Origin of the sequence: Nocardia wallacei, from assembly GCF_029869545.1 — a bacterium.
In the GTDB taxonomy this organism is placed as follows: domain Bacteria; phylum Actinomycetota; class Actinomycetes; order Mycobacteriales; family Mycobacteriaceae; genus Nocardia; species Nocardia wallacei_A.
Genome location: NZ_JARWQD010000211.1, coordinates 12,425 through 33,157 on the forward strand (window position 1 = coordinate 12,425; position 20,733 = coordinate 33,157).

A 20,733-nucleotide genomic window follows, 5' to 3' on the forward strand; every position below is an offset into this window, starting at 1 on the left:
TCCGCCACACCGGCTTACAGTGGAATCTCGCTGGGCTGCCGTCGGCATCACCGAAGAGGAATCCGGAATGAACGAAGGACCGCAGAACTGGCTCTATACGACACCCGGCGAACAGCAGGTGGCCGTTCCGAAGAGTCCCGTGGTCTCCTTCCCGTTCGGCCGAGTGGCGCGGCCCGGATCCTCGCCCGCCACCCCTGTCTCGGTGGACGACCCGAGGGCCATCCACGGCCGCATCTCCTCGTCCGCGCAGACCGACGCCGCCGACGAGGAAGAGACCGAGGAGGCCACCGCGAGCACGCCCTGGTCGTCGCTGCGGCAGTGGCGCGCACGGAATTCGACCCCCGAACCGAGCGGCGCCGGAACCGAGAGGAAGCGCACCGTGGCACCCATGCCGCAGGCACAGGCGGTCGCGCAGGTGCGCAAGCACATCCTCGGCCGCGATTCCGGCCGAGCCGCGGCGGGGAATCTGGTGACCGAACGTTTCAGTGTCGGCTGGAAGCTGACCACGCCCGAGGACGGCGGCGGGCGCGACAAGAGGACTTACTACGTCGCCGACGACGGAGAACTCGAGGAGACATCCTTCGCGACCGATGCCTCGTCCTATCTCCGCAGTGTCGAACAGCGATTCTGGCAACGCCAGGCCATGTTCGGCTAGCGCGGGACCGATGCCACATGCCCACTCCGTCCTCGTGCGCAAACGCGCCAAACGGGCGGGGCGGCGTTGACATTCGGCCGAAAGGCCATACTGTCCGGTACGTCAGATAGGGCAAGGACAGAAGGCGGGGGCCATGTATCGGAGCGAGTCGCGGACCGAAACCCGAGGTGAGGACGGAACCCGGGAGCCCTTCCGCGACGAATTCGACAACCTGCTGCGGCCCGAGGCTCGCGGGAACCGCAGGTGGTGGCTGCTCCCGCTCGGCGTCTTCGCCGCGATCCTGGTGACCGTCACCGTCCTGGTTCGCCTCGGCCAGCAGCGCGAATCCGCGCCGCCGCCGAGCGCGCAGCCGCCCGCTCCCCCGGTGACCTCGCAGTGCCCGGCCGAGTACGGCCCGGACCGCGTCCAGGGCAACGGCCCCGGCGGCACCGAATCCGAGGCCGCGGCGATCCTCGCGTTCCAGCACGCCTTCTATGTCGAGCGCTCGGCCGAACGGGCCCGCGCCGTGGTCACCGCGGACAGCGCGGTCTCCCCGGCGCCCGTCCTGCAGCAGGGCATCGACTCGGTCCCGCCCGGCGCCACCCATTGCGTGACGATCACCCCGACCGCTGTGGCGGGCGAAAGCCTCGTGGCCGTCACGGAATTCCGGCCCGGCCGCGAACCCCAGACCTACAACTCACAGCTGGTCACCACGCGCCGCATCGATGACCGCTACCTCATCACCGCCATCTCACCGCGGCCGCGCACCGATCCCCACGCCCCACGCTGAGACTCCCCCGCCGAGCGTCGGCCCGCCACCACCTCGTACCTAGCTTGCTAGCATGCTAGCATCGGGGAGTGGGCGACGAGGATGTGAAGCAGTTCAACGTCTACCTGCCGATCGGGCTGATCAAGCAGGTCAAGATCCGGGCGATCGAATCGGGGACGTCGTTGTCGGCGCTGGTCGCCGACGCGCTGCGCGCCTACCTCGACGACACCCACGCGCGTCCGGACCGAAAGGATTGATATGCAGACCGAGGGCATCGAGGCCGTATTCCTGGAGACCCACAACTGGGGAAAGACCGCCCGGTTCCTGCGGGAACTGGGGTTCGAGGTGGAATTCGAGACCGACCACAACTCGGGGCAGTTTCGTAACAGTGACGGCCCGTGGGTCTTCGTGGCCGAGGTGGCACCGACCCAGGAACCGCGGGCCCAACTCGTGCTGAAGGTCGCGGGCACCCAACAGCGCCCCGGCGACGATGTCGAGATCGTCTCCGAGTTCGCGCAGACGCACTACGGGACCCGGGAGATGACCGTCCGCGATCCCGACGGACGGCTCTGGAGCCTGCAGGCGCCCGGCAAGCAGTGAGCGCCGTGCCGAACGAGCAGACGAACGCCCCCGAGGACACCGCGGCCCGGGTCGCCCTGTGGCGTGCCCTGCACGTGCAGATCGACTCTCCCCCACACGTTTTCACCGACGAGGTGGGCCTGCGGTTGCTGGCACCCGCCGCGGGGTGGCAGGACCGCCCGGATATGGATCCGCGGACCATCGCGCCGATGCGCGCGGGGATCGTCTCCCGCGCGCGGTTCATCGAGGATCTCGTCGCCGAGCGCGCCGCCCGCGGGGTCGACCAGTACGTCCTGCTCGGGGCCGGGCTGGACACCTTCGCGCAGCGACGATCCGCACTCGCCGCCGGGCTGACGGTCTTCGAGGTCGACCAGCCCGGCCCGCAGGCGTGGAAGCGGCAGCGCCTCACCGAACTCGGCTACGGCATTCCCGAATGGCTGCGGCTGGTACCCGTCGATTTCGAGGTGGACTCGTGGTGGGACCGGTTGACCGCCGCGGGATTCGATCCCGGGCGTCCCGCCGTCGTGGCCTCCACGGGCGTCACCATGTACCTCACCCGGGAGGCGAATATCGCTACCCTGCACCAGATTTCGTCGCTCGCGCCGGGTTCTTCGTTCGCGACCACGTTCATGCTCCCCATCGACCTCGTCGGTCCCGCCGAGCAGGAACTGCGCCGGTTCGCCGAGAACGGCGCACGCGCGGCGGGCACCCCGTTCCTCAGCTTCTTCCGCCCCGAGGAGATGGTGGCGCTGGCGAAGGAGGCGGGTTTCGCCGCGGCCCGGCACATTTCGCCGGACGAGCTGACCGCGCGCTATTTCGCCGGGCGCGCCGACGGGCTGCGACCGGCGGAATCCGAGCAGATCCTGCTCGCCACGACCTGAGGCTACCGGTCCGGTTTCCCGGGCCCTGCCGGTCGAAGCCGACGTCGTCGTGGCCTCGCGAGGACCGATATCGCCTTGCCGGGTTTACCGGCTCCGTCCGGGGCTATCGCCGTGATGTCGCGCCCGCGGTGGCTCCGCGAGTTCCCGTGTCCGGGTGCGAGATCCGTGTTTGTCGGAAGGCCAGTGGGATGATCGTGATCGTCGCGGTCGGAATCGGTGTGACGGCTACCGTGGTGGCACCGGTGACGATCTCCATGAATCAGGGTTCGGGATATCCGCAGCCGGGTGCCGTATCTCCGGACTGCACGATGCTGTGCGATTCGGGGCCGGTGATCGATGACGATGCCCCGGCCCGGGGCGGGAACTCGACGTGGACCGTACAGGCGGAGGGGAGCCTGCAGGGCACGATGATCCTGCCGCCACCGGCGGCGACATATCAAGGGACGCAACCGGGTTGCGTCATGCTGTGCGAAGCGCCCGCCGCCGGAGACAACTCCGACCGGGACGTTTCGACGGATCAGGGGCCCAGCCAGGCGCCGTTCGGCATCACCACCCCCACTCGCTGACCGTCGCACGTTTCGAGGAAAGCAACTGCATCGTAGCTACTGTTGACTAGCTACGTGTCCGTAGCTAGATTAGGTTCGTGAACGTTGCCAAGTCCTCGAAAGCCCGGCGCACCACCGAGGATCTGATGTCCGCGTGCCGCGCGGCCGCCATCGCCGAGGTGTGCGAGGTCGGGCTCGGGCGGTTGACGATCGAGTCGGTCGCGCGCCGTGCCGGTACCGCCAAGACTTCGGTGTACCGGTACTGGCCCACGGCCGAGGATCTCCTCCTCGACGCGCTCGCCCACGCGCATCCGGTCGAGGTGCCCGCGCCCCGGGGCGGCCGGTTGCGGGAGGATCTGCTGCGCGCGCTCGAGCAGCTGAACGGCTGGTTGTCGTCGCAGGCCGGTGCCGCCGCCGCGGCGGTCATAGCCGAGCGTGCGCGCCGGCCCGACCTGGTGGAGGCGTTGTACGCGCGGGTGTTCGATCCGCGCGGCGGCAGGTTCACGCGCACCGTGCTCGAACACTACGCGCGGCTGGGCGATATCGACGGGCGGCTGCTGTCGCCCGTCGTGGTCGATATCGCCGAGGCGCTGGTGATCAAGCATCACATCGATACCGGGCGGCTGCCCGACCGGCGAACTCGCGAAGCCATCGTCGACCAGGCGCTGCTGCCCGCGCTCGGGCTTCCGCGCACCGAAGAGAAGAGATCATCGTGACCGCACCATCCCCGATCCCCGTCCGCGCGGACTGGACCGATGTCGGCGCAACCTCACGCACGACCCTGACCACGCATCTGTGGGCCGCGCCGCCGCTGCGGCGAGGCTCGCCGATCCATGACAAGGCGTTCGCGGCACTGCGGGCGCTGCGCGCCGACCTCGTCCGGTTCCTGCCCTGGTTCTCCCATCCGCGTCTCAGCGTGGCCGAGCTGTCCCCGCCCACCGACACCGAGACGTCGTGGAACTTCGACCTTCTCGACCCGTTCGTGGAGGACTTCGTCCGGGCGGCCGAGGGCAGGCCGATCGTCGCCGATTTCGCCACGATCCCCTCCTGGATGTTCGTCACCCCCGAACCGGTGGCCGTGTCCGAGGATCCCGACGAGATCCACTGGGACTACGAGCAGGGCTCGGTGTTTCGCGACGAGACGCTGCAAGATGTCGCCGACTACTTCTTCCGGGTCGCCAGCTGGTACATCGCCGGTGGGTTCACCGACGAACTCGGCCGATGGCACGAGTCCGGGCACCGCTACCGCTTCGCGTACTGGGAGGTGTTGTGCGAACCGGATTTCGGTCACAAGCTCTCCCCGCAGGTGTACACCCGGCTGTACGACACGATCGTCGAGCGCCTGCGCCCGCTCGATCCCGAGATGAAGTTCATCGGGCTGTCGCTGTCGCACGTTCACCACGAACCCGAATACTTCTGGCATTTCCTGGATTCGGCCAACCACCGCCCCGGCATCCCGATCGACGCGATCTCCTATCACTTCTACGCCTCGCCCGAGATCGTGAATCCGTTCGCCCCGGAAGGCAACCCGCCGTACGCGCAGTGGCGCGACGTATTCTTCGCGCAGGCCGACGGGTTCATCGATCAGGTCCGCTATATCGAGTCCATCCGCCGCAGGCTCGCCCCGGACACCGCCACCTTCATCAACGAGGTCGGAACCTTCACCCCCGATCTGATGAACCCCGCTCCCGACATACCTCCCGAGTACTGGCGGCTCAGCGCCGCGGTGGGTTCCTACCTCTGGTCGCGCCTGACCGCGCTCGGCATCGACCTGCTCGGCATCGCGGAATTCATGGACTATCCCGGAATGATCCCCGGCACCACCCTGCTCGACTGGGAAACCGGGGCGCCCAACGCGCGCTACGAGGCGCTGGCGCTGCTGCTCGAACACTTCCGGCCGGGCGACCGGCTCGTCACGACCACCACCGGCATCCCCGGACTCCCGGACGCCAGGGTGCACGCCCAAGGTTTCCTCACCCCGGCAGGGCAGCGAAAACTGCTGCTGGTCAACAAGACCGGCACACCCCTCACGATCGGCGTCGAGGACTGGACCGGACAGGGCCCGATCTCCTTGAGCGCGTACGACACCGCGGTCATCACCGACTGACGACGAGAACTCGTCCCGGGACCACGGTGGTCATTGCTGCGCGGGGCGTCTCGCCACGGCGGCGAACAACTCGACGGCGCGGCGGGTGGCGGGGTTGGCCGCGGCGCAATCGCGGACGGCGACGCTGACGACGCGGATCGGGGTGGGATCGGTCAGCGGCAGGGCCACCACGGTGGGCGGGAGATCCACGGCGGCGAGGCGGGGCAGGGCCGTGACGCCGATACCCGTCGCGACCATGGACAGCGCCGCGCGGTAGTCCGGGGTCTGCACCTGGAACCGCGGGGTGATCCCCGCCTGGGCGCAGGCGTCGAGCAGGATGCGGCGGCACGGGCCGTCGCTCGGCTCGTTATCGATCCAGGTGCGGTCGTCGAGCGCGCTCAGCGGCACCTCGGTCCCGGCGGCCAGCGGATCGTCGCAGCGCACGGCCACCACGTACGGATCGGTGGCGAGGCGATGGACCCGCACGCCCGGCGGCGGCCCGGCACCGGGATCCTCGATGACGATCTCGACGTCGCGCTGCCCCTCGGCGAACTCCGACATCCGCAATTCCAGTCGGAGATCGGGGAATTCGGTGCGCAGCGCGTCGACGATCGGCGGCAGCCAGGTGGAACTCACCGAGGCGACGTAGCCGATCGACAGGCTGCCGACCCGCCCGGCACGCAGATCCCCGACCACGCCCTCCAGCCGGCTCAGCTCCTCGAACAACCGGCCCGACTCCGACGCCAGCGCCCGCCCGGCGGCGGTCGGCTCGATGCCCCGCCCCGCGCGCTCGACCAACCGCAACCCGGTCTGCCGCTGCAGCGCGGCCAGCTGCTGGCTGGCGGCCGACGGGGTGTATCCGAGCGCGGACGCGCTGGCCCGCAGCGACCCGGTGGCGATGACCGTGCGCAGCAGATTCAACCGGGTGATGTCGAGCATGGCCGAATTGTACAGTTGGGCTGAACATTAGATGTCTATTATTCGCTTGTGCTGTCCTGTCCGGCCCGGTGACGATGTCGGGGTGACCACCGACCTTCGCACTCGCGCGGCCGCCCGACTGTCGCCGCGCAGCAACCCGGATCTGTCCACCGCGGCCGCCGCCCTGGTGACCGTGGTGCTGTGGGCCTCCGCCTTCATTGCCATCCGTGACGCCGGATCCGCGCTGTCGCCCGCGCCGATGGCGCTGCTGCGCTTGGCCGTCGCGGCCGTGGCGCTGACCGTGCTGGTCGGCGTCCGGCGCGGCGGCGTGCGGCGCGTGCCGCGCTCGAAGCGGGCGCTGCTGCTGGTCGCGGCCTACGCGGTGCTGTGGCTGGCCGGATATACGGTGGCGCTCAATGCCGGTGAGCGCCACGTCGATGCGGGCACCGCCGCGCTGCTGGTGAATCTCGCGCCCCTGCTCGTCGCGTTCGGGGCCGCGGCGCTGCTCGACGAGCGGCTGTCGCCGCTGCTGCTCACCGGCGCGCTGGTCTCGCTGGGCGGGGTCGCGATCATCGCCTTCAGCTCCGGCGGGCATCGCGACGGGCTCGGTGTGCTGCTGTGCCTGCTGGCCGCCGTTCTCTATGCGTCCGGTGTGCTGGTGCAGAAGCCCGCGATGACCTATGTCGACGCGCTCACCGCGATCTGGCTCGGGTGTGTGATCGCGACCGTGGTGCTGCTGCCCTGGACACCGCAGCTGATCGCCGAGCTGTCCGCCGCGCCCGGCCGCGTCGTCTTCGACGGCATCTACCTCGGATTGTTCCCCACCGCAATCGGTTTCACCACGTGGTCCTACGCGCTGCGCCGCACCGACGCCGGTCGCCTCACCGCCACCACCTACGCCGTCCCCGCCATCTCGATCCTGCTGTCCTGGCTGCTCCTCGGCGAAATCCCCACCGCCTGGGGCCTGCTCGGCGGCACCCTCTGCCTCCTCGGCGTCGCCATCTCCCGCCGCACCCGCTGAGCAGCAGGCCGCACCGCATTCCAGCCGATGAAAGCGCTGGGCACAAGGCGGCTACCGCGTGCGGCGTTCGCTCGGTCGCGGGTGGATGCCCGGTACTGTGGCCTGCGATGAGTACAGTTGCCGGGTCTACCGCTGAGGGTGGGCGGGTTGTGGTGCCTGATGTGGTGCACAGCGAGTTGCGGCGGGGTGTGCGGAGTGTGCTCGTGGACGCGGCGGCGCTGCGGGTGGTGCGGGAGCGGTTCGACGACGAGCAGGCCGGGGCGTTGCGACGATACCTGGAGGCGTCGCAGTCGCCGAATACGGTGCGCGCGTACCGATCCGACTGGATCGCGTGGTCGGGCTGGTGTGCGGCGGAGGGGCGGCAGGCGCTGCCCGCCGATCCCCTCGATGTCGCCGTCTACCTCGCCGCGGCCGCCGATACCCGCAAACCGTCCGGTGAATGGGCCTTCGGCGCAGCGACTCTGGAGCGCAAGAGCGCCGCGATCGCCGCCGTCCACGCGGCGAACGGACTACCCTCGCCGACCCGATCCGATGTGGTGCGCCTGACCCTGCGCGGTATCCGCCGCACCCGCCGCACCCAGCCCCGGCGCAAACGCCCGGTACTCCTGCACACCCTCGAGCAGCTGCTCGACGGTCTGCCCGCGCCCGGCTGGCCGACCGAACCGGCGCGCCGCCGGGACACGCTGGTCCTGCTGGTCGGATTCGCGGGTGCGTTGCGCCGCAGCGAGATCGCCGGACTGCGGATCTCCGATGTCCGGGTCGACCTCGACCACACCAGCGGCGAACCCGTCCTGCTTATCCAGCTCCCCGCCACCAAGACCGATCCGACGGGCGTCACCGCCCAGCGCGTCGCCCTCCCCCGCGGACGGCATCCGCACACCTGCCCCGTCTGCGCCTTCGCCGACTGGATTCGCCTGCGCGAGAAGCACATCGAGCACGGCACCCACGGACTGCGCGCCTGGCTGGCCGCTCCCGCGACCACCGGCCCGGACATCCATCGCTGCCACGGATTCCCCGGCGCGACCCTCGCCGACCCCGACCTGCCGCTGTTCCCGACAGTCTCGCGGCACGGCCGCATCGGCGCCGCCGCCATGTCCGGCCGCGCCGTGGCCGAGCTGGTCAAACGTTATGCGGCCCGCGCGGGCCTGGACCCCGCCCTGTTCTCCGGTCATTCCCTGCGCGCCGGTTTCGCCACCCAGGCCGCCCTCGGCGGCGCCAGCGACCGCGAGATCATGCGCCAGGGCCGCTGGTCCAACCCCCGCACCGTGCACGGCTACATCCGCACCGCAAACCCCTTGGAAGACAATGCCGTAACCAAATTGGGGCTGTAACGGCATTCGTGGGCAACGTTGTATCCGACCCATCGCCGTGGAAGGGGGCGGATGGTGCCTGTCCCGGTCTCAACGATCCGTGTCCCTGGCGGATGGAAACCGGTGCGTGGTCGCCTTGTGTTCGGGCCGCGAGTCGAGGGTCGGGGCGACGAAGCGTTCGATCAGGTGGCGTTCGGCGCCGGGGTCGGGAAGTGGCCAGGCGAGTAGTGCGAGCACGACCCGGACGATCCACTGGGCGGCTTCCGCGTCGGGGGTGGTCGCGGTCAGGGCGATGGCGATCTGGCCGAGTTCCGGTGCGGTGGAGAGGTATTCGTCGGCACCACCGGCGCGGATATTGGCCAGCCAGTGGGCGAGGGTGGGGTCGGCGCGGATGGCGCGGACCGAGGCGACGATGCCCTCGACGATGCGCTCGCGACCGTGCAGCGTGGCGACGTGCGCGGCGACCCGGTCGGCGACGACGCGGGCCGAGGCGTTGATCACGGCTTGCACGAGGTCGGCCTTGCCGCCCGCGTGGCGGTAGACGGTGGCGCGCGAGCATCCGGCGCGGGCGGCGATCTCGTCGAGCCCGACGGCGGCGATGCCGCGTTCGACGAACAGTTCCGCGGCGGCGGCCCGGATCCGCTCGCGGGCGATCGAACGCCGGTCGCCACCGGCGAGCCAATCCGAACGCCGGTCTGCCATATGAACTCCTCGCGATCGCGTGATGCCGATCAGCAGTCTCAGCACGAGACGTTCCCGATTATATGTCTCAGCCGACGCGGAAGAATACCCCGAGATCAAGGCGACTTTTGTTCTCCGGGCAACCGCGGGTCGCGATCGGCAGCGGACTCTCGAAGTCTCAGCCCGATATGGCTGTTGACAACCGTGTCAGCGGTTGCGAGCTTGGCGCCCAGCAACAGCGATTCCGGCAGGGAGAGTGTGTATGACACCGCGGTCGGCGCCCGAGATCGACATCTTCGATCCGGCGCATCTCGAGAACCCGTACCCGATGTATCGCCTCCTGCGAACGCAGGCCCCGGTGTATCGGGTGCCGGGCACCGATTTCTATCTCGTTTCCTCGTGGGAATTGGTATCGCAGGTGACGGCGCGCAGCGCGGAGTTCTCCTCGAATCTGACCGCGGCGCTGGTCCGGCAGCCCGGTGGCGGCGCGGCGGTTTTCGATATGGATCACGGCGGGCAGGCCGTTCATGTGCTGGCCACCGCCGACGACCCCGACCACAGGCTGCACCGCAGGCTCGTCTCGGCGGTGCTGTCCAAGCGGATTCGCGCCCTGCGGCCGACCGTGGAAGGTCTGGTCGACCGGTTGTGGGCCGAACACCTGCGCGACGGCCGCATCGACTGGGCCACCGGCATGGCCGACCGACTCCCCCTCGCGCTGGTGGCGGCCGTGATCGGCCTGCCCGCCACCGATGTCGCCGAGCTGCTGGACTGGGCCTACGACAGCACCGAGATGCTGGGCGGGGTGCTGCCCGCCGACCGGCTGGCCACCGTGGTGATGTCGGCCGCGGAGCTGACCGCCTACCTGCACGAACAGCTCGCCGCGGCGAGAACCGCAGCGGCGCGGGCGGACTCGACCGATGACCTGCTGGGTGTCCTGGCCGCCGCGGTCGAGGCCGGGGAGCTGTCGCACGAGGCCGCGGTGTTGAACCTGGTGCAGTTGGTCGGCGCGGGCGGAGAATCCACCGCGGGCCTGCTCGCCAGCGCGGCGCGCCTACTCGCGACCGATCCGCAGCTGGCGGAAATGCTGCGCGAACAACCGCATCGGATCGCGGCGTTCCTCGACGAGGCACTGCGGCTGGAGTCCCCGTTTCGCGGTCATCACCGCCACGTCACCACCGACACCGAACTCGGTGGTGTCGCACTGCCCGCCGGGAGTCACCTGCTGCTGCTGTGGGGTGCGGCCAACCGGGATCCGGCCGTATTCACCGACCCGGACGTCGTCGACCTCGACCGCAACGCCGCCCGCTGGCAGCTGGCCTTCGGCAAGGGCATCCACTTCTGCGTCGGCTCCGCGCTGGCCAAACTCGAAGCCACCGTCGCCATCACCACGCTGCTGCAACGCAGCACCTCCATCGGCCTGGTCGACGACGCCCCGCCGGTGTGGGTGCCCAGCATCTTCGTGCGCCGCCATCGGAGCCTGCCGCTGCGCATCCGCTGATTGCCGGATCCCCGGCTCATGCAGTGCGCGATTCGAGACACGGCGCCGACGGTAAACCGGCCGCCGCCGGTGCGGTGTCAGGCGCCGACGTAGTCCGCCAGGTGCTCGCCGGTGAGGGTGGAGCGGGCGGCGACGAGGTCGGCGGGAGTGCCCTCGAAGACGATCTTGCCGCCGTCGTGGCCCGCGCCCGGGCCGAGGTCGATGATCCAGTCGGCATGGGCCATGACCGCCTGGTGGTGCTCGATCACGATCACCGATTTACCGGACTCGACCAGCCGGTCCAGCAGGGCGAGCAGATTCTCGACGTCGGCGAGGTGCAGGCCGGTCGTCGGCTCGTCGAGGACGTACACCCCGCCCTTGTCGGCCATGTGGGTGGCCAGCTTGAGCCGCTGCCGTTCGCCGCCGGACAGCGTCGTGAGCGGCTGGCCGAGCTTGAGGTAGCCGAGCCCGACATCGGCGAGCCGGTCCAGAATGGCATGTGCGGCAGGAAGTTTCGCCGCACCGGAACCGAAGAACTCCTCCGCCTCGGCCACCGACATCCCCAGCACCTCGCTGATATTGCGGCCGCCCAGGTGATACTCGAGCACGGAGGCCTGGAACCGCTTGCCCTCGCACTCCTCGCAGGTGGTCTCCATGCCCGCCATCATTCCGAGGTCGGTGTAGATGACCCCGGCGCCGTTGCAGGTGGGGCACGCCCCCTCGGAATTCGCGCTGAACAGCGCCGGTTTCACGCCGTTGGCCTTCGCGAACGCCTTGCGGATCGGCTCCAGCAGCCCGGTGTAGGTCGCCGGATTGCTGCGCCGCGAACCGCGGATGGGCGCCTGGTCGACCGACACCACACCCTCCTCGGCGGGAATCGAGCCGTGGATCAGCGAACTCTTCCCGGAGCCCGCGACGCCGGTGACGACGCAGAGCACCCCGAGCGGCACGTCGACATCGACGTTCTGCAGGTTGTGCGCCGTCGCGCCGCGAATCTCCAACGCGCCCTTGGGTTTGCGTACCGTCTTCTTGAGCTGGGCGCGGTCGTCGAGATGACGGCCGGTACTGGTGTCGCTGGCCCGCAGCCCGTCGACGGTGCCCTCGAAGCACACCGTGCCGCCCTGTGTGCCCGCACCGGGGCCGAGATCGACGACGTGATCGGCGATCGCGATCGCCTCCGGCTTGTGCTCCACCACGAGCACGGTGTTGCCCTTGTCGCGCAGCTGCAGCAGCAGGTCATTCATCCGCTGGATGTCGTGCGGATGCAGCCCGATGGTGGGCTCGTCGAACACGTAGGTGACATCGGTGAGCGCCGACCCGAGGTGGCGAATCATCTTGACGCGCTGCGCCTCACCGCCCGACAGCGTCCCCGACGGCCGCTCCAGCGACAGGTAGCCCAGCCCGATATCCACGAACGAATCCAGGGTGCCGCCCAGCGCGGTGAGCAACGGCGCGACCGACGGCTCGTCGAGGCCGCGCACCCACTCCGCGAGATCGCGGATCTCCATCGAGCACGCGTCGGCGATGCTGATGCCCGCGATCTTCGACGACCGGGCCAGCTCGCTGAGCCGGGTGCCGTCGCACTCGGGACAGGTGGTGAAGGTGACCGCCCGCTCCACGAACGCCCGGATATGCGGCTGCATCGCTTCCTTGTCCTTGGACAGGAACGATTTCTGGATCTTCGGAATCAAGCCCTCGTAGGTGAGATTGACGCCGTCGACCTTCACCTTCACGGCCTCCTTGTAGAGGAAGTCGTTCATCTCCCGCTTGGTGAATTTGCGGATCGGCTTGTTCGGATCGACGAAGCCCGATTCGGCGTAGACCCGGACCGTCCAGAAACTGTCGGACTTCCAGCCCGGGATGGTGAACGCGCCCTCGGCGAGCGATTTGCTGTCGTCGTAGAGCTGGGTCAGGTCGATATCGTTGACCGAACCCCGGCCCTCACACCGCGGGCACATACCGCCGGTGATGCTGAAGCTGCGCCGCTCCTTCACCGTCCGCCCGCCCTTCTCCACCGCGACCGCGCCCGCACCACTGATCGAGGCCACATTGAACGAGAACGCCTGCGGCGAACCGATATGCGGAGAACCGATCCGGCTGAACAGAATCCGCAACATCGCATTGGCGTCGGTGGCGGTGCCGACCGTGGAGCGCGGATCCGACCCCATCCGCTGCTGATCGACGATAATCGCCGTCGTCAAACCCTCGAGCACATCGACCTCGGGCCGCGCCAACGACGGCATGAACCCCTGCACGAACGCGCTGTAGGTCTCGTTGATCAACCGCTGCGACTCCGCCGCGATCGTGCTGAACACCAGCGAACTCTTACCCGAACCGGACACACCGGTGAACACGGTCAGTCGGCGCTTCGGGATCTCGATGCTGACATCCCGGAGGTTGTTCACGCGCGCACCGTGCACGCGGATCAGGTCGTGGCTGTCGGCGGCGGGCAGCGCCGGGGACTTCTCGCCCTTCTTCGTGACCTTCTTGGCGCCGTTCTTCGTGGCCGTGGTCATCGTGTCTCCATCTGTTCTACGCGGGGCGCCGGCGCGGGCTCCGTCGGCGTGGCATGGTCGATTAAACCCGATCGATCCCGGTGGACGGGCCGACGCTGTGGCGCTTCATCCGGTACGGCAGGACGAACATGTACAGACCGGTGGCCATGAGCAGCAGCAGCGGAGGCAGCGGCAGATAGAACAGCCAGGCCGCGGACTCCGTCATGCCCAGCGCGGCGGCGACCATGGCGACGACGACCGTTGTCGTGAAAATGATGGACAGCCAGCGGTGCAGCTGCCGGTCCCAGGCGCTCCAGTTCATCGTGAGCCTCCTCTCGAGCGTGCGGTTATCGCGGTGCGAGGCGGACGACCGGGTACGTCCGGTCGGATTTGGCCTGATACTTCGCGATGCGGGGCTGGTCGGTGGCGATGCGCTGCCAGGCCCGCTCGCGGTCGTCGCCGTCGAGCGGCTGCGGTGTCACGGCCACGTCGCCGCGGCCGGGCAGTTCGATCGACACCCGGTCCGGATGTGCCATCAGATTGGCGTGCCAGTCGGGGTTGCGGCTCCCGCCGCCGGATCCCACGATCAGCCAGGCGTCGCCGCCGTCGGGGAACCAGGCCAGCGGGGTTTCGCGGGGCTGCCCGCTGCGGCGGCCCACGGTCTTGAGGATCAGGACGTCCATGCCCATGAAGGTGCCGCGGCCGCGGCGGATCTTGCGGTTCATGCGGGCGTTCATCGTCTGCTGCATCCAGCGCGAGAATGCACCGGGTGTACCGGGCTTCCGCTTGCCCGCCGACTGTTCTGACATGACTACCTTTCTGTGAATGAGTCGGGATCCCGGCCAAAAGCGTGCCGGGAAATAAGGGGCCCTAGGCGACGCCGGGAAATGAGAGCCCCAGGCCACGACGGGAAATGAGGGCCCTGGGCCACGCGGTCAGCTTGCTTGCTGGATGCGGAGCATGTTGCCCGCGGGATCGCGGAAGGCGCAGTCGCGGACGCCGTAGGGCTGGTCGGTGGGTTCCTGGACCACCTCGGCGTCGCCGGCCTGCAAGCGCTCGAAGGTGCCGTCGACGTCCTTGGTTGCCAGGACGATGCTGGCATAGGTGCCCTTGGCCATCATTTCGGTGACCATGCGGCGTTCGTCGTCGGTGAGGCCGGGGGTGGCCTCCGGCGGGTACAGGACGATGGCGGTGTCGGGCTGGCCGGGCGGGCCGACGGTGATCCAGTGCAGCCCGTTGTAGCCGACGTCGTTGCGGACCTCGAAGCCCAGAATGTCGCGATAGAAGGCCGTGGCCGCCTCCGGGTCGTTCTGCGGGAGGAAGCTGGCTTGAATGGTGATATCCATGGCATTCACGCTAAGCGCTGCCCGACCACCTGCGCTTCTCGATTCCTGATCGGTCTGGTGACCTGTTTCGCCACGCACGACGGCATGCCCTCCGTCTCGTGCGCCGCGTCCCGCCGGTAGACGCTGGGCGGGACGCCGACCAGCTCGGTGAAGCGCGTGCTGAAGGTGCCCAGCGAGGAACACCCGACCGCGAAGCAGACCTCGGTAACCGAGAGGTCGCCACGGCGCAGCAGCGCCATCGCGCGCTCGATGCGGCGCGTCATGAGATAGGCGTACGGCGATTCGCCGTAGGCGAGCTTGAACTGCCGGCTGAGGTGCCCGGCCGACATGTGGGCATCGCGGGCGAGCCGCTCCACATCCAGCGGCTGCGCGAATTCTCGGTCGATCCGGTCGCGGACGCGGCGCAACCGCGCGAGGTCGCGCAGGTGCTGATCCGCGGGTGTGCTGGTCACAGGTGTGATCGTGCCACGCCGCGCCGCGGTTGCCCAGTGCGCCGTACCAGCGGGCGCTGCGCTCAGCGGAACGGCGGCTCGTTGAACGTGCGCAGTTTGCGGGAATGCAGGCTGTCGCCCTCGGCGCGTAGCAGCTCGACCGCGCGGATGCCGATCTGCAGATGCTCGGAGACCGTGCCCTCGTAGAAGCGGTTGGCCTGACCGGGCAGCTTGATCTCGCCGTGCAGCGGCTTGTCCGACACGCACAGCAGCGTGCCGTAGGGCACCCGGAACCGGTAGCCCTGGGCCGCGATGGTGGCGCTCTCCATATCCACGGCGACCGCGCGGCTGAGGTTGAACCGCAGCGCCGACGCCGAGTAGCGCAGCTCCCAGTTGCGGTCGTCGGTGGTCACGACGGTGCCGGTGCGCAATCGCTGCTTCACATCCTCGCCGGGCATGCCGCTGACCAGCTTCGTCGCGTCGTACAGCGCGCGCTGCACCTCGGCGATGCTCGGGATCGGAATGTCCGGCGGCAGCACCGGATCCAGGACGTGGTCGTCGCGCAGGTAGGCGTGGGCGAGCACGTAGTCGCCGATCTCCTGGCTCTCCCGCAGTCCGCCGCAGTGGCCGATCATCAGCCAGGCGTGCGGCCGCAGGACCGCGAGATGGTCGCACATGTTCTTGGCGTTGGCGGGCCCGACACCGATATTCACCAGCGTGATGCCGTGGCCGGTGGGCGACATCAGGTGCCACGCGGGCATCTGGTGTTTCTTCCACGCGCCGTCGGCCACCATCGACTCCCGGTCCCGCACGTCGGCCGTGATCACCGTGCCGCCCGCGCAGGACAGGCGGTCGTAGGGGCTGTCGGGGTCGGCGATCAGGTCGCAGGCCCACCGCACGAACTCGTCGACATAGCGGCTGTAGTTGGTGAACATCACGAACGACTGGAAGTGCTCGACGGGAGTGCCGGTGTAGTGCCGCAGCCGGGCCAGGGAGAAATCCGTGCGCAGCGCGTCGAACTGGCTCAGCGGCAGCGGGCCGCTGGTGTCGATGATGCCGTCGGCGATCTCGTCGCCGACATCGGCCAGATCGGTGGTCGGGAAGTATTTCGCCAGGTCCGCGCTCATGGACCGGTCCAGGCCGAGTTCGGCGCCGTCGATCACGTACGGGAACGGGATCTCCTGCTGCGAGGGGCCGACCTCGATGTGGACGTCGTAGTCGTCGAGGATCACCGTGAGCTGTTCGGCCAGGTACTCGCGCAGCAGCGCCGGGCGGGTGATCGTCGTCCGGTAGGTGCCCGGCCGGGTGAGCCGGCCCCAGGCCCGCGAGCGGTTCTTCGGCTGTGCCCGGCCGTCCCAGCCCAGGCGCAGCTCCGGATAGACGAAGGCGCCGGACTCGCGCGCGAGGCTGGTGGGCACGACGCCGTTGTCGACGAAGTCCTTCACCGACGCGCGCAGCGCGCGTACGGACCGCTCGTAGCGCGACTCCAGCTCGTCCAGCGTGGCCTCGACGGCGACCCGGGTGACCTTCGAACGGTCGGGCATCTCGGTGTTGCTCATGGGCGCTCGCTCACCTCCCGCGCCGTGTCGGTGGTGGCGGGTGGTCGCAGCACCGAAAGATCCGGCGGCGCACCGCGATACGCCTCGATCTCCACCAGCGTCAGCTGGCCCGTGCAGCCCTGGCTCAGCGTCGATGACGGCCGGTCGGCGGTCAGCACGTTCGGGTTGCCGTGGCGGCAGCAGCTCGGGTCGGCCGGATCGGGGTCGTACCAGGCGCCGGTGGAGAGCTGGGCGACGCCCGGGCGCACCGCCTCGTCCACGACCAGACCGGCCAGGCAGGAGCCGCGGTCGTTGAACAGGCGCACGATATCGCCGTCGCGCACGCCGCGGGCCGCCGCCTCCTCGGGATGCAGCCGCACCGGCTCGCGCCCGGCGACCTTCGTCGATCGGCTGTGCGAACCCACGTCGAGCTGGCTGTGCAGCTTGCTGCGCGGCTGGTTGGCGACCAGCTGGATCGGGTATCGCGCGGCCTCGGGGCTGCCCAGCCAATCCTCGGGCTCCAACCACACCGGATGGCCCGGGCAGTCGGCGTAGCCGTAGCCGTCGATGGTGTCGGAGAAGATCTCGATGCGGCCGGTCGGCGTGGTCAGCGGGTGCGCCTGCGGGTCGGCGCGGAAGTCGGCGAACGCCACCTGCGCCGGTTCGGCGACCGGCAGTTCGAGACCGTCGCCCGCCCAGAACTCGTCGAAGCCCGGCCACCGCCCGTCCTCCTGGTCGGCCAGCCACTGCTCGTACAGGTGCCGCAGCCACTGCTCGGTGGTGCGGCCCTCGGTGAATTCCTTACCGACGCCCAGCATTTCGGACAGCTCGCTGAAGATGGCGTAATCGTCGCGGGCCTCGCCGTGCGGGCGGGTGAGCGCGCGCATCGGGAAGAACATGCGGTCGTTGTCGCCGGAGCCGAAATCGTCGCGCTCGATGGTCATCGTGGCGGGCAGCACGATATCGGCGTGGCGGGTGGTGCCGGTCCAGAACGAATCGTGCACGACCACCGTGTCGGGACGGGTGAAGGCCTCGCGCAGCCGTGCCAGATCCTGGTGGTGGTGGAAGGGGTTGCCGCCCGCCCAGTAGACCAGCTTGATCTCGGGGTAGGTCAGCTCCTGCCCGTTGTATCGGTAGGACGCACCGGGATTCAGCAGCATGTCGGCGATGCGCGCGACGGGGATGAACGTGTCGACGCCGTTCTCCCCCTGCGGCAGGTGTGGCACCCGCAGTTGCCGCGTCGGCTCCCCCACGTTGGCCGCCGAGCCGTAGCCGTGGCCGAATCCCCCGCCGGGCAGGCCGATCTGGCCCAGCATGGCCGCGAGCACGACGCCCAGCCACAGCGGCTGCTCGCCGTGGCGCGCCCGCTGCAGCGACCAGCTCACGGTGATGAAGGTGCGGCTCCCGGCCATCTCGCGGGCCAGCGCGCGGATGCGGTCGGCGGGGACGCCGGTGATGGCCTCGGCCCAGGCGGGATCCTTCACCACACCGTCGGTCGCGCCGCGCAGATACCGTGCGAACCGGTCGAATCCGACGGTGCAGCGGTCCAGAAAGTCGTTGTCCGCCAGCCCTTCCGCGTCGAGCACCTGCGCCAGCGCCAGCATCAGCGCGGCGTCGGTGTTCGGGCGCGGGGCGATCCACTCGGCCCGCGCCTCGGCCGGGGTGTCGTCGCGCAGCGGCGCGACCGTGACGAATCGGCAGCCGCGCTCGCTGGCCCGCGCCACCCAGGAGCGGGCGTTGTGCCGCGAGACGCCGCCCGGGGAGACGGCCGCGTTCTTCGGCGAGAGCCCGCCGAAGGCGACCACCAGCTCGGAGTGCTCGGCCAGCACCGATTTCGCCGTGCCGTGCCCCAGCAGCCAGTACAGGTCGCACAGGATGTAGGGCATGAGCACCGTGGAGGTGCCGAGGCTGTAGCTGTTGACATGGCGCACATAGCCGCCGAGGCAGTTCAGGAACCGGTGTACCTGACTCTGCGCGTGGTGGAAGCGGCCCGCGCTGGCCCAGCCGTAGGACCCGGCGTACACCGAGCCCGCCCCGTACTCGCGGTACACCCGGCGCAGCTCGCCCGACAGCAGCTCGAGGGCCTTCTCCCAGGACACCGGGACGAACGGCTCGGCGCCGCGGCCGGGCGCCCCCGGGCCGTGCTCGAGCCAGCCCTGACGCACGTGCGGGCGGTCGATCCGCGTCGGATGATGTTGTGCGGAGGCGACATTCTCGATCAGCGGCATGGGTTCGGGATCGCCGCGCCACGGCCGCACCTCGGTCAGCCGCTCGCCGTCGGCGGTGGCCTCGAACGCTCCCCAGTGCGTCAGATGCGTTGTCATGATCTCCACCGTAACGCCCGGCACCGACACCCCGCCGCGCCCGCACAGGGAAGATGGACAGGCGACCAGTTCAATATCGGAACGGCAACATTCCCGAGCGGTCACTCGGTCGGCCCTAGGATCCGGCTAGCGTTGCCGAAACCGATCCCGATCCCGATGTCGAGGAGTCCGATGCGCCAGTTCACCCGCCGCCACGCTCTCGGCCTGTTCGCGGCCGGTACCGCCGCCGCGCTCGCCGGGCCCGCGCCGCTCGCCGGAGCCCGCCCGGCCCCGCCCGCGACCGTCCCGGCACTGGGTGAGGACTTCCTGTGGGGTGTGGCCAGCGCCGGGTTCCAGTGCGAAGGCCATGCGCCGGACAGCAATTGGACCCGGTACGTGGACTCGCATCCCGACTACGACCGCTACCAGAACGCGGTCGACTTCTACAACCGCTACCCCTCCGATATCGGCCTGGCCTCCGGCCTCGGCGTCGGCGTGTACCGGATCAGCGTCGAGTGGGCGCGCGTGCAGCCGCAGCCCGGCCGCTGGTCGGAGGAGGGATTCGCCTTCTACGACAGCGTGCTCGACGCCATGGCCGCCCGGGGCATCCGCCCGATGCTCAGCCTCGACCACTGGGTCTATCCCGGCTGGGCCGCCGAGCGCGGCGGTTGGGGTAACCCGGCGATGGTCGACGACTGGCTGGTCAATGCCCGAAAGGTGGTGGACCGCTACGCATCCCGCGATCCGCTGTGGGTCACGTTCAACGAGCCGACCTTCTACGTGCTCAACGAGACGTCCAACGGCGGCTTGCCCGCGACCGCGATCCCGGCGATGCAGCAGCGACTGGCCCAGGCGCACAACACGATCTACGACCACATTCACGCCGTCCAGCCGGGCGCGCTGGTCACCAGCAATGTCGCCTACATCCTCGGCGCCACCGAACCGCTGATCAACGGGCCGATCGTGGAGCCGATCTCGGGCAAGCTCGACTACCTCGGCATCGACTACTACTACGGCTTCACCCCGCAGGCGATGCTGGCCGACCCGCCCACCAACATGAAGGAGCTGTGGAAGGTCCCGCTGCAGCCGGAGGGCATCTACTACGCGCTGGACCATTACGCGCGCCGCTTCCCGGGCATGCCGCTGTACATCGTCGAGAACGGCATGCCCACGCAGAACGGCGCGCCCCGCGCGGACGGCTACAGCCGCGCCGACGACCTGCGCGACACCGTCTACTGGATTCAGCGCGCGAAGGCCGACGGCATGAACATCATGGGCTACAACTACTGGAGCATCACCGACAACTACGAATGGGGCAGCTACACACCGCGTTTCGGCCTCTACACCGTCGACGTGCGCACCGATCCGGCCCTCACCCGCCGCCCCACCGATGCCGTCGCGGCCTACAGCGGCCTGACGCGGTCCGGCGGCGTTCCCGGTGACTATCGACCGACCCGCGCGCCCGCCGCCTGCTCCCTGGTCGACACCCCCGGCAGCTGCACCGATCCGGTCACCGTGCCGCAGTAGCGAGGTTCCGGCGCGGCGAGGACTTTCGGCGCGACGTCCATGGACCTTCGGCCCCTGCCCGGCCGCCCCGTGCGCGGGATCCTGGACTGGCCGGGGCGCCCCGGCCACGCCCCCCCGGCGGGGGGGTAGAGCCGGGGCGGGGGCGCCTAAATGAAAGAGCCCCGGCGGGGCCGCCGCCCCCCCCCCCCCCCC

At 69.5% G+C, this 20,733-nt stretch carries 21 protein-coding genes; 12 read left to right on the forward strand and 9 right to left on the reverse strand.

Annotation, left to right across the window (positions count from 1 at the left end):
* Positions 1-67 precede the first annotated feature (67 nt).
* The 8 genes from QH290_RS17835 (at position 68) to QH290_RS17870 (ending at position 5,515) form a co-directional block, all read left to right on the forward strand.
* Entirely contained in the window at positions 68-655 is a 588-nt protein-coding gene (locus tag QH290_RS17835; protein WP_280384032.1) for a hypothetical protein, read from the forward strand.
* Positions 656-788: 133 nt separating this feature from the next.
* Positions 789-1,424 (forward strand): DUF8176 domain-containing protein, encoded by a 636-nt coding sequence (locus QH290_RS17840; protein ID WP_280384034.1) that lies wholly within the window; start codon positions 789-791, stop codon positions 1,422-1,424.
* A gap of 68 nt (positions 1,425-1,492) precedes the next feature.
* Positions 1,493-1,660 carry a ribbon-helix-helix domain-containing protein gene (locus QH290_RS17845; RefSeq protein WP_280267399.1) on the forward strand — a complete coding sequence of 56 codons (168 nt, stop codon included), beginning with the start codon at positions 1,493-1,495 and terminating at the stop codon, positions 1,658-1,660.
* A 1-nt stretch (position 1,661) separates the two neighbouring features.
* Positions 1,662-2,003, forward strand: coding sequence for a VOC family protein (locus QH290_RS17850; RefSeq protein WP_280267400.1), 342 nt, complete (start codon positions 1,662-1,664; stop codon positions 2,001-2,003).
* Positions 2,004-2,008: 5 nt separating this feature from the next.
* Positions 2,009-2,863, forward strand: coding sequence for a class I SAM-dependent methyltransferase (locus QH290_RS17855; RefSeq protein WP_280384036.1), 855 nt, complete (start codon positions 2,009-2,011; stop codon positions 2,861-2,863).
* Positions 2,864-3,051: 188 nt separating this feature from the next.
* Complete coding sequence (locus QH290_RS17860) at positions 3,052-3,429, forward strand: hypothetical protein (protein ID WP_280384038.1); 378 nt, start codon at positions 3,052-3,054, stop codon at positions 3,427-3,429.
* Between the two features lie 77 nt (positions 3,430-3,506).
* A complete protein-coding gene (locus tag QH290_RS17865) occupies positions 3,507-4,124 on the forward strand; it encodes a TetR/AcrR family transcriptional regulator (protein ID WP_280267403.1) in 618 nt (205 codons plus the stop codon).
* On the forward strand, positions 4,121-5,515 hold the full coding sequence (locus QH290_RS17870; protein WP_280267404.1) for a hypothetical protein: 1,395 nt from the start codon (positions 4,121-4,123) through the stop codon (positions 5,513-5,515). The genes QH290_RS17865 and QH290_RS17870 overlap by 4 nt, the downstream gene beginning before the upstream one ends.
* A 30-nt stretch (positions 5,516-5,545) precedes the next feature.
* On the opposite strand, the gene QH290_RS17875 is transcribed toward QH290_RS17870, so the two are convergent.
* Positions 5,546-6,433 (reverse strand): LysR family transcriptional regulator, encoded by an 888-nt coding sequence (locus QH290_RS17875; protein WP_280267405.1) that lies wholly within the window; start codon positions 6,431-6,433, stop codon positions 5,546-5,548.
* 82 nt (positions 6,434-6,515) lie between these two features.
* Between QH290_RS17875 and QH290_RS17880 the strand changes: the two genes are divergently transcribed.
* Positions 6,516-7,433: a DMT family transporter gene (locus QH290_RS17880; protein WP_280267406.1), complete on the forward strand. Its 918-nt coding sequence runs from the start codon at positions 6,516-6,518 to the stop codon at positions 7,431-7,433.
* Between the two features lie 107 nt (positions 7,434-7,540).
* Positions 7,541-8,764, forward strand: coding sequence for a site-specific integrase (locus QH290_RS17885; RefSeq protein WP_425303620.1), 1,224 nt, complete (start codon positions 7,541-7,543; stop codon positions 8,762-8,764).
* A gap of 69 nt (positions 8,765-8,833) precedes the next feature.
* Here the strand turns inward: QH290_RS17885 and QH290_RS17890 are convergent, their stop codons facing one another.
* Positions 8,834-9,445 (reverse strand): TetR/AcrR family transcriptional regulator, encoded by a 612-nt coding sequence (locus QH290_RS17890; RefSeq protein ID WP_280384042.1) that lies wholly within the window; start codon positions 9,443-9,445, stop codon positions 8,834-8,836.
* Positions 9,446-9,686: 241 nt separating this feature from the next.
* Between QH290_RS17890 and QH290_RS17895 the strand changes: the two genes are divergently transcribed.
* Complete coding sequence (locus tag QH290_RS17895) at positions 9,687-10,922, forward strand: cytochrome P450 (RefSeq protein WP_280384044.1); 1,236 nt, start codon at positions 9,687-9,689, stop codon at positions 10,920-10,922.
* Between the two features lie 77 nt (positions 10,923-10,999).
* On the opposite strand, the gene QH290_RS17900 is transcribed toward QH290_RS17895, so the two are convergent.
* The 7 genes from QH290_RS17900 to QH290_RS17930 form a co-directional block, all read right to left on the reverse strand.
* On the reverse strand, positions 11,000-13,417 hold the full coding sequence (locus QH290_RS17900; protein ID WP_280384046.1) for an ATP-binding cassette domain-containing protein: 2,418 nt from the start codon (positions 13,415-13,417) through the stop codon (positions 11,000-11,002).
* A gap of 61 nt (positions 13,418-13,478) precedes the next feature.
* Positions 13,479-13,718 carry a hypothetical protein gene (locus tag QH290_RS17905; protein ID WP_280267411.1) on the reverse strand — a complete coding sequence of 80 codons (240 nt, stop codon included), beginning with the start codon at positions 13,716-13,718 and terminating at the stop codon, positions 13,479-13,481.
* A gap of 25 nt (positions 13,719-13,743) precedes the next feature.
* Positions 13,744-14,205: a nitroreductase family deazaflavin-dependent oxidoreductase gene (locus tag QH290_RS17910; RefSeq protein ID WP_280384049.1), complete on the reverse strand. Its 462-nt coding sequence runs from the start codon at positions 14,203-14,205 to the stop codon at positions 13,744-13,746.
* A gap of 126 nt (positions 14,206-14,331) precedes the next feature.
* Entirely contained in the window at positions 14,332-14,742 is a 411-nt protein-coding gene (locus QH290_RS17915) for a VOC family protein (RefSeq protein ID WP_280384051.1), read from the reverse strand.
* Positions 14,743-14,747: 5 nt separating this feature from the next.
* Positions 14,748-15,194: a helix-turn-helix transcriptional regulator gene (locus QH290_RS17920; protein WP_280267415.1), complete on the reverse strand. Its 447-nt coding sequence runs from the start codon at positions 15,192-15,194 to the stop codon at positions 14,748-14,750.
* A 62-nt stretch (positions 15,195-15,256) separates the two neighbouring features.
* Positions 15,257-16,732, reverse strand: a complete 1,476-nt coding sequence (locus QH290_RS17925) for an AMP nucleosidase (protein WP_280267416.1) — start codon at positions 16,730-16,732, stop codon at positions 15,257-15,259.
* Positions 16,729-19,035, reverse strand: a complete 2,307-nt coding sequence (locus QH290_RS17930; protein ID WP_280267417.1) for a molybdopterin guanine dinucleotide-containing S/N-oxide reductase — start codon at positions 19,033-19,035, stop codon at positions 16,729-16,731. Before QH290_RS17930 ends, QH290_RS17925 begins: the two co-directional genes overlap by 4 nt.
* 171 nt (positions 19,036-19,206) lie before the next feature.
* Here QH290_RS17930 and QH290_RS17935 point away from each other — a divergent pair, with 171 nt between their 5' ends.
* Positions 19,207-20,541 (forward strand): glycoside hydrolase family 1 protein, encoded by a 1,335-nt coding sequence (locus tag QH290_RS17935; protein ID WP_280384053.1) that lies wholly within the window; start codon positions 19,207-19,209, stop codon positions 20,539-20,541.
* The last annotated feature ends 192 nt before the right edge of the window (positions 20,542-20,733 follow it).

Bases quoted from the DNA above. Each gene is read 5' to 3' on its own strand.
- QH290_RS17835 (WP_280384032.1), top strand. From the start codon at position 68: ATGAACGAAGGACCGCAGAACTGGCTCTATACGACACCCGGCGAACAG.
- QH290_RS17840 (WP_280384034.1), top strand. From the start codon at position 789: ATGTATCGGAGCGAGTCGCGGACCGAAACCCGAGGTGAGGACGGAACC.
- QH290_RS17850 (WP_280267400.1), top strand. From the start codon at position 1,662: ATGCAGACCGAGGGCATCGAGGCCGTATTCCTGGAGACCCACAACTGG.
- QH290_RS17860 (WP_280384038.1), top strand. From the start codon at position 3,052: ATGATCGTGATCGTCGCGGTCGGAATCGGTGTGACGGCTACCGTGGTG.
- QH290_RS17875 (WP_280267405.1), bottom strand. From the start codon at position 6,433: ATGCTCGACATCACCCGGTTGAATCTGCTGCGCACGGTCATCGCCACC.
- QH290_RS17885 (WP_425303620.1), top strand. From the start codon at position 7,541: ATGAGTACAGTTGCCGGGTCTACCGCTGAGGGTGGGCGGGTTGTGGTG.
- QH290_RS17890 (WP_280384042.1), bottom strand. From the start codon at position 9,445: ATGGCAGACCGGCGTTCGGATTGGCTCGCCGGTGGCGACCGGCGTTCG.
- QH290_RS17895 (WP_280384044.1), top strand. From the start codon at position 9,687: ATGACACCGCGGTCGGCGCCCGAGATCGACATCTTCGATCCGGCGCAT.
- QH290_RS17900 (WP_280384046.1), bottom strand. From the start codon at position 13,417: ATGACCACGGCCACGAAGAACGGCGCCAAGAAGGTCACGAAGAAGGGC.
- QH290_RS17905 (WP_280267411.1), bottom strand. From the start codon at position 13,718: ATGAACTGGAGCGCCTGGGACCGGCAGCTGCACCGCTGGCTGTCCATC.
- QH290_RS17910 (WP_280384049.1), bottom strand. From the start codon at position 14,205: ATGTCAGAACAGTCGGCGGGCAAGCGGAAGCCCGGTACACCCGGTGCA.
- QH290_RS17915 (WP_280384051.1), bottom strand. From the start codon at position 14,742: ATGGATATCACCATTCAAGCCAGCTTCCTCCCGCAGAACGACCCGGAG.
- QH290_RS17925 (WP_280267416.1), bottom strand. From the start codon at position 16,732: ATGAGCAACACCGAGATGCCCGACCGTTCGAAGGTCACCCGGGTCGCC.
- QH290_RS17930 (WP_280267417.1), bottom strand. From the start codon at position 19,035: ATGACAACGCATCTGACGCACTGGGGAGCGTTCGAGGCCACCGCCGAC.
- QH290_RS17935 (WP_280384053.1), top strand. From the start codon at position 19,207: ATGCGCCAGTTCACCCGCCGCCACGCTCTCGGCCTGTTCGCGGCCGGT.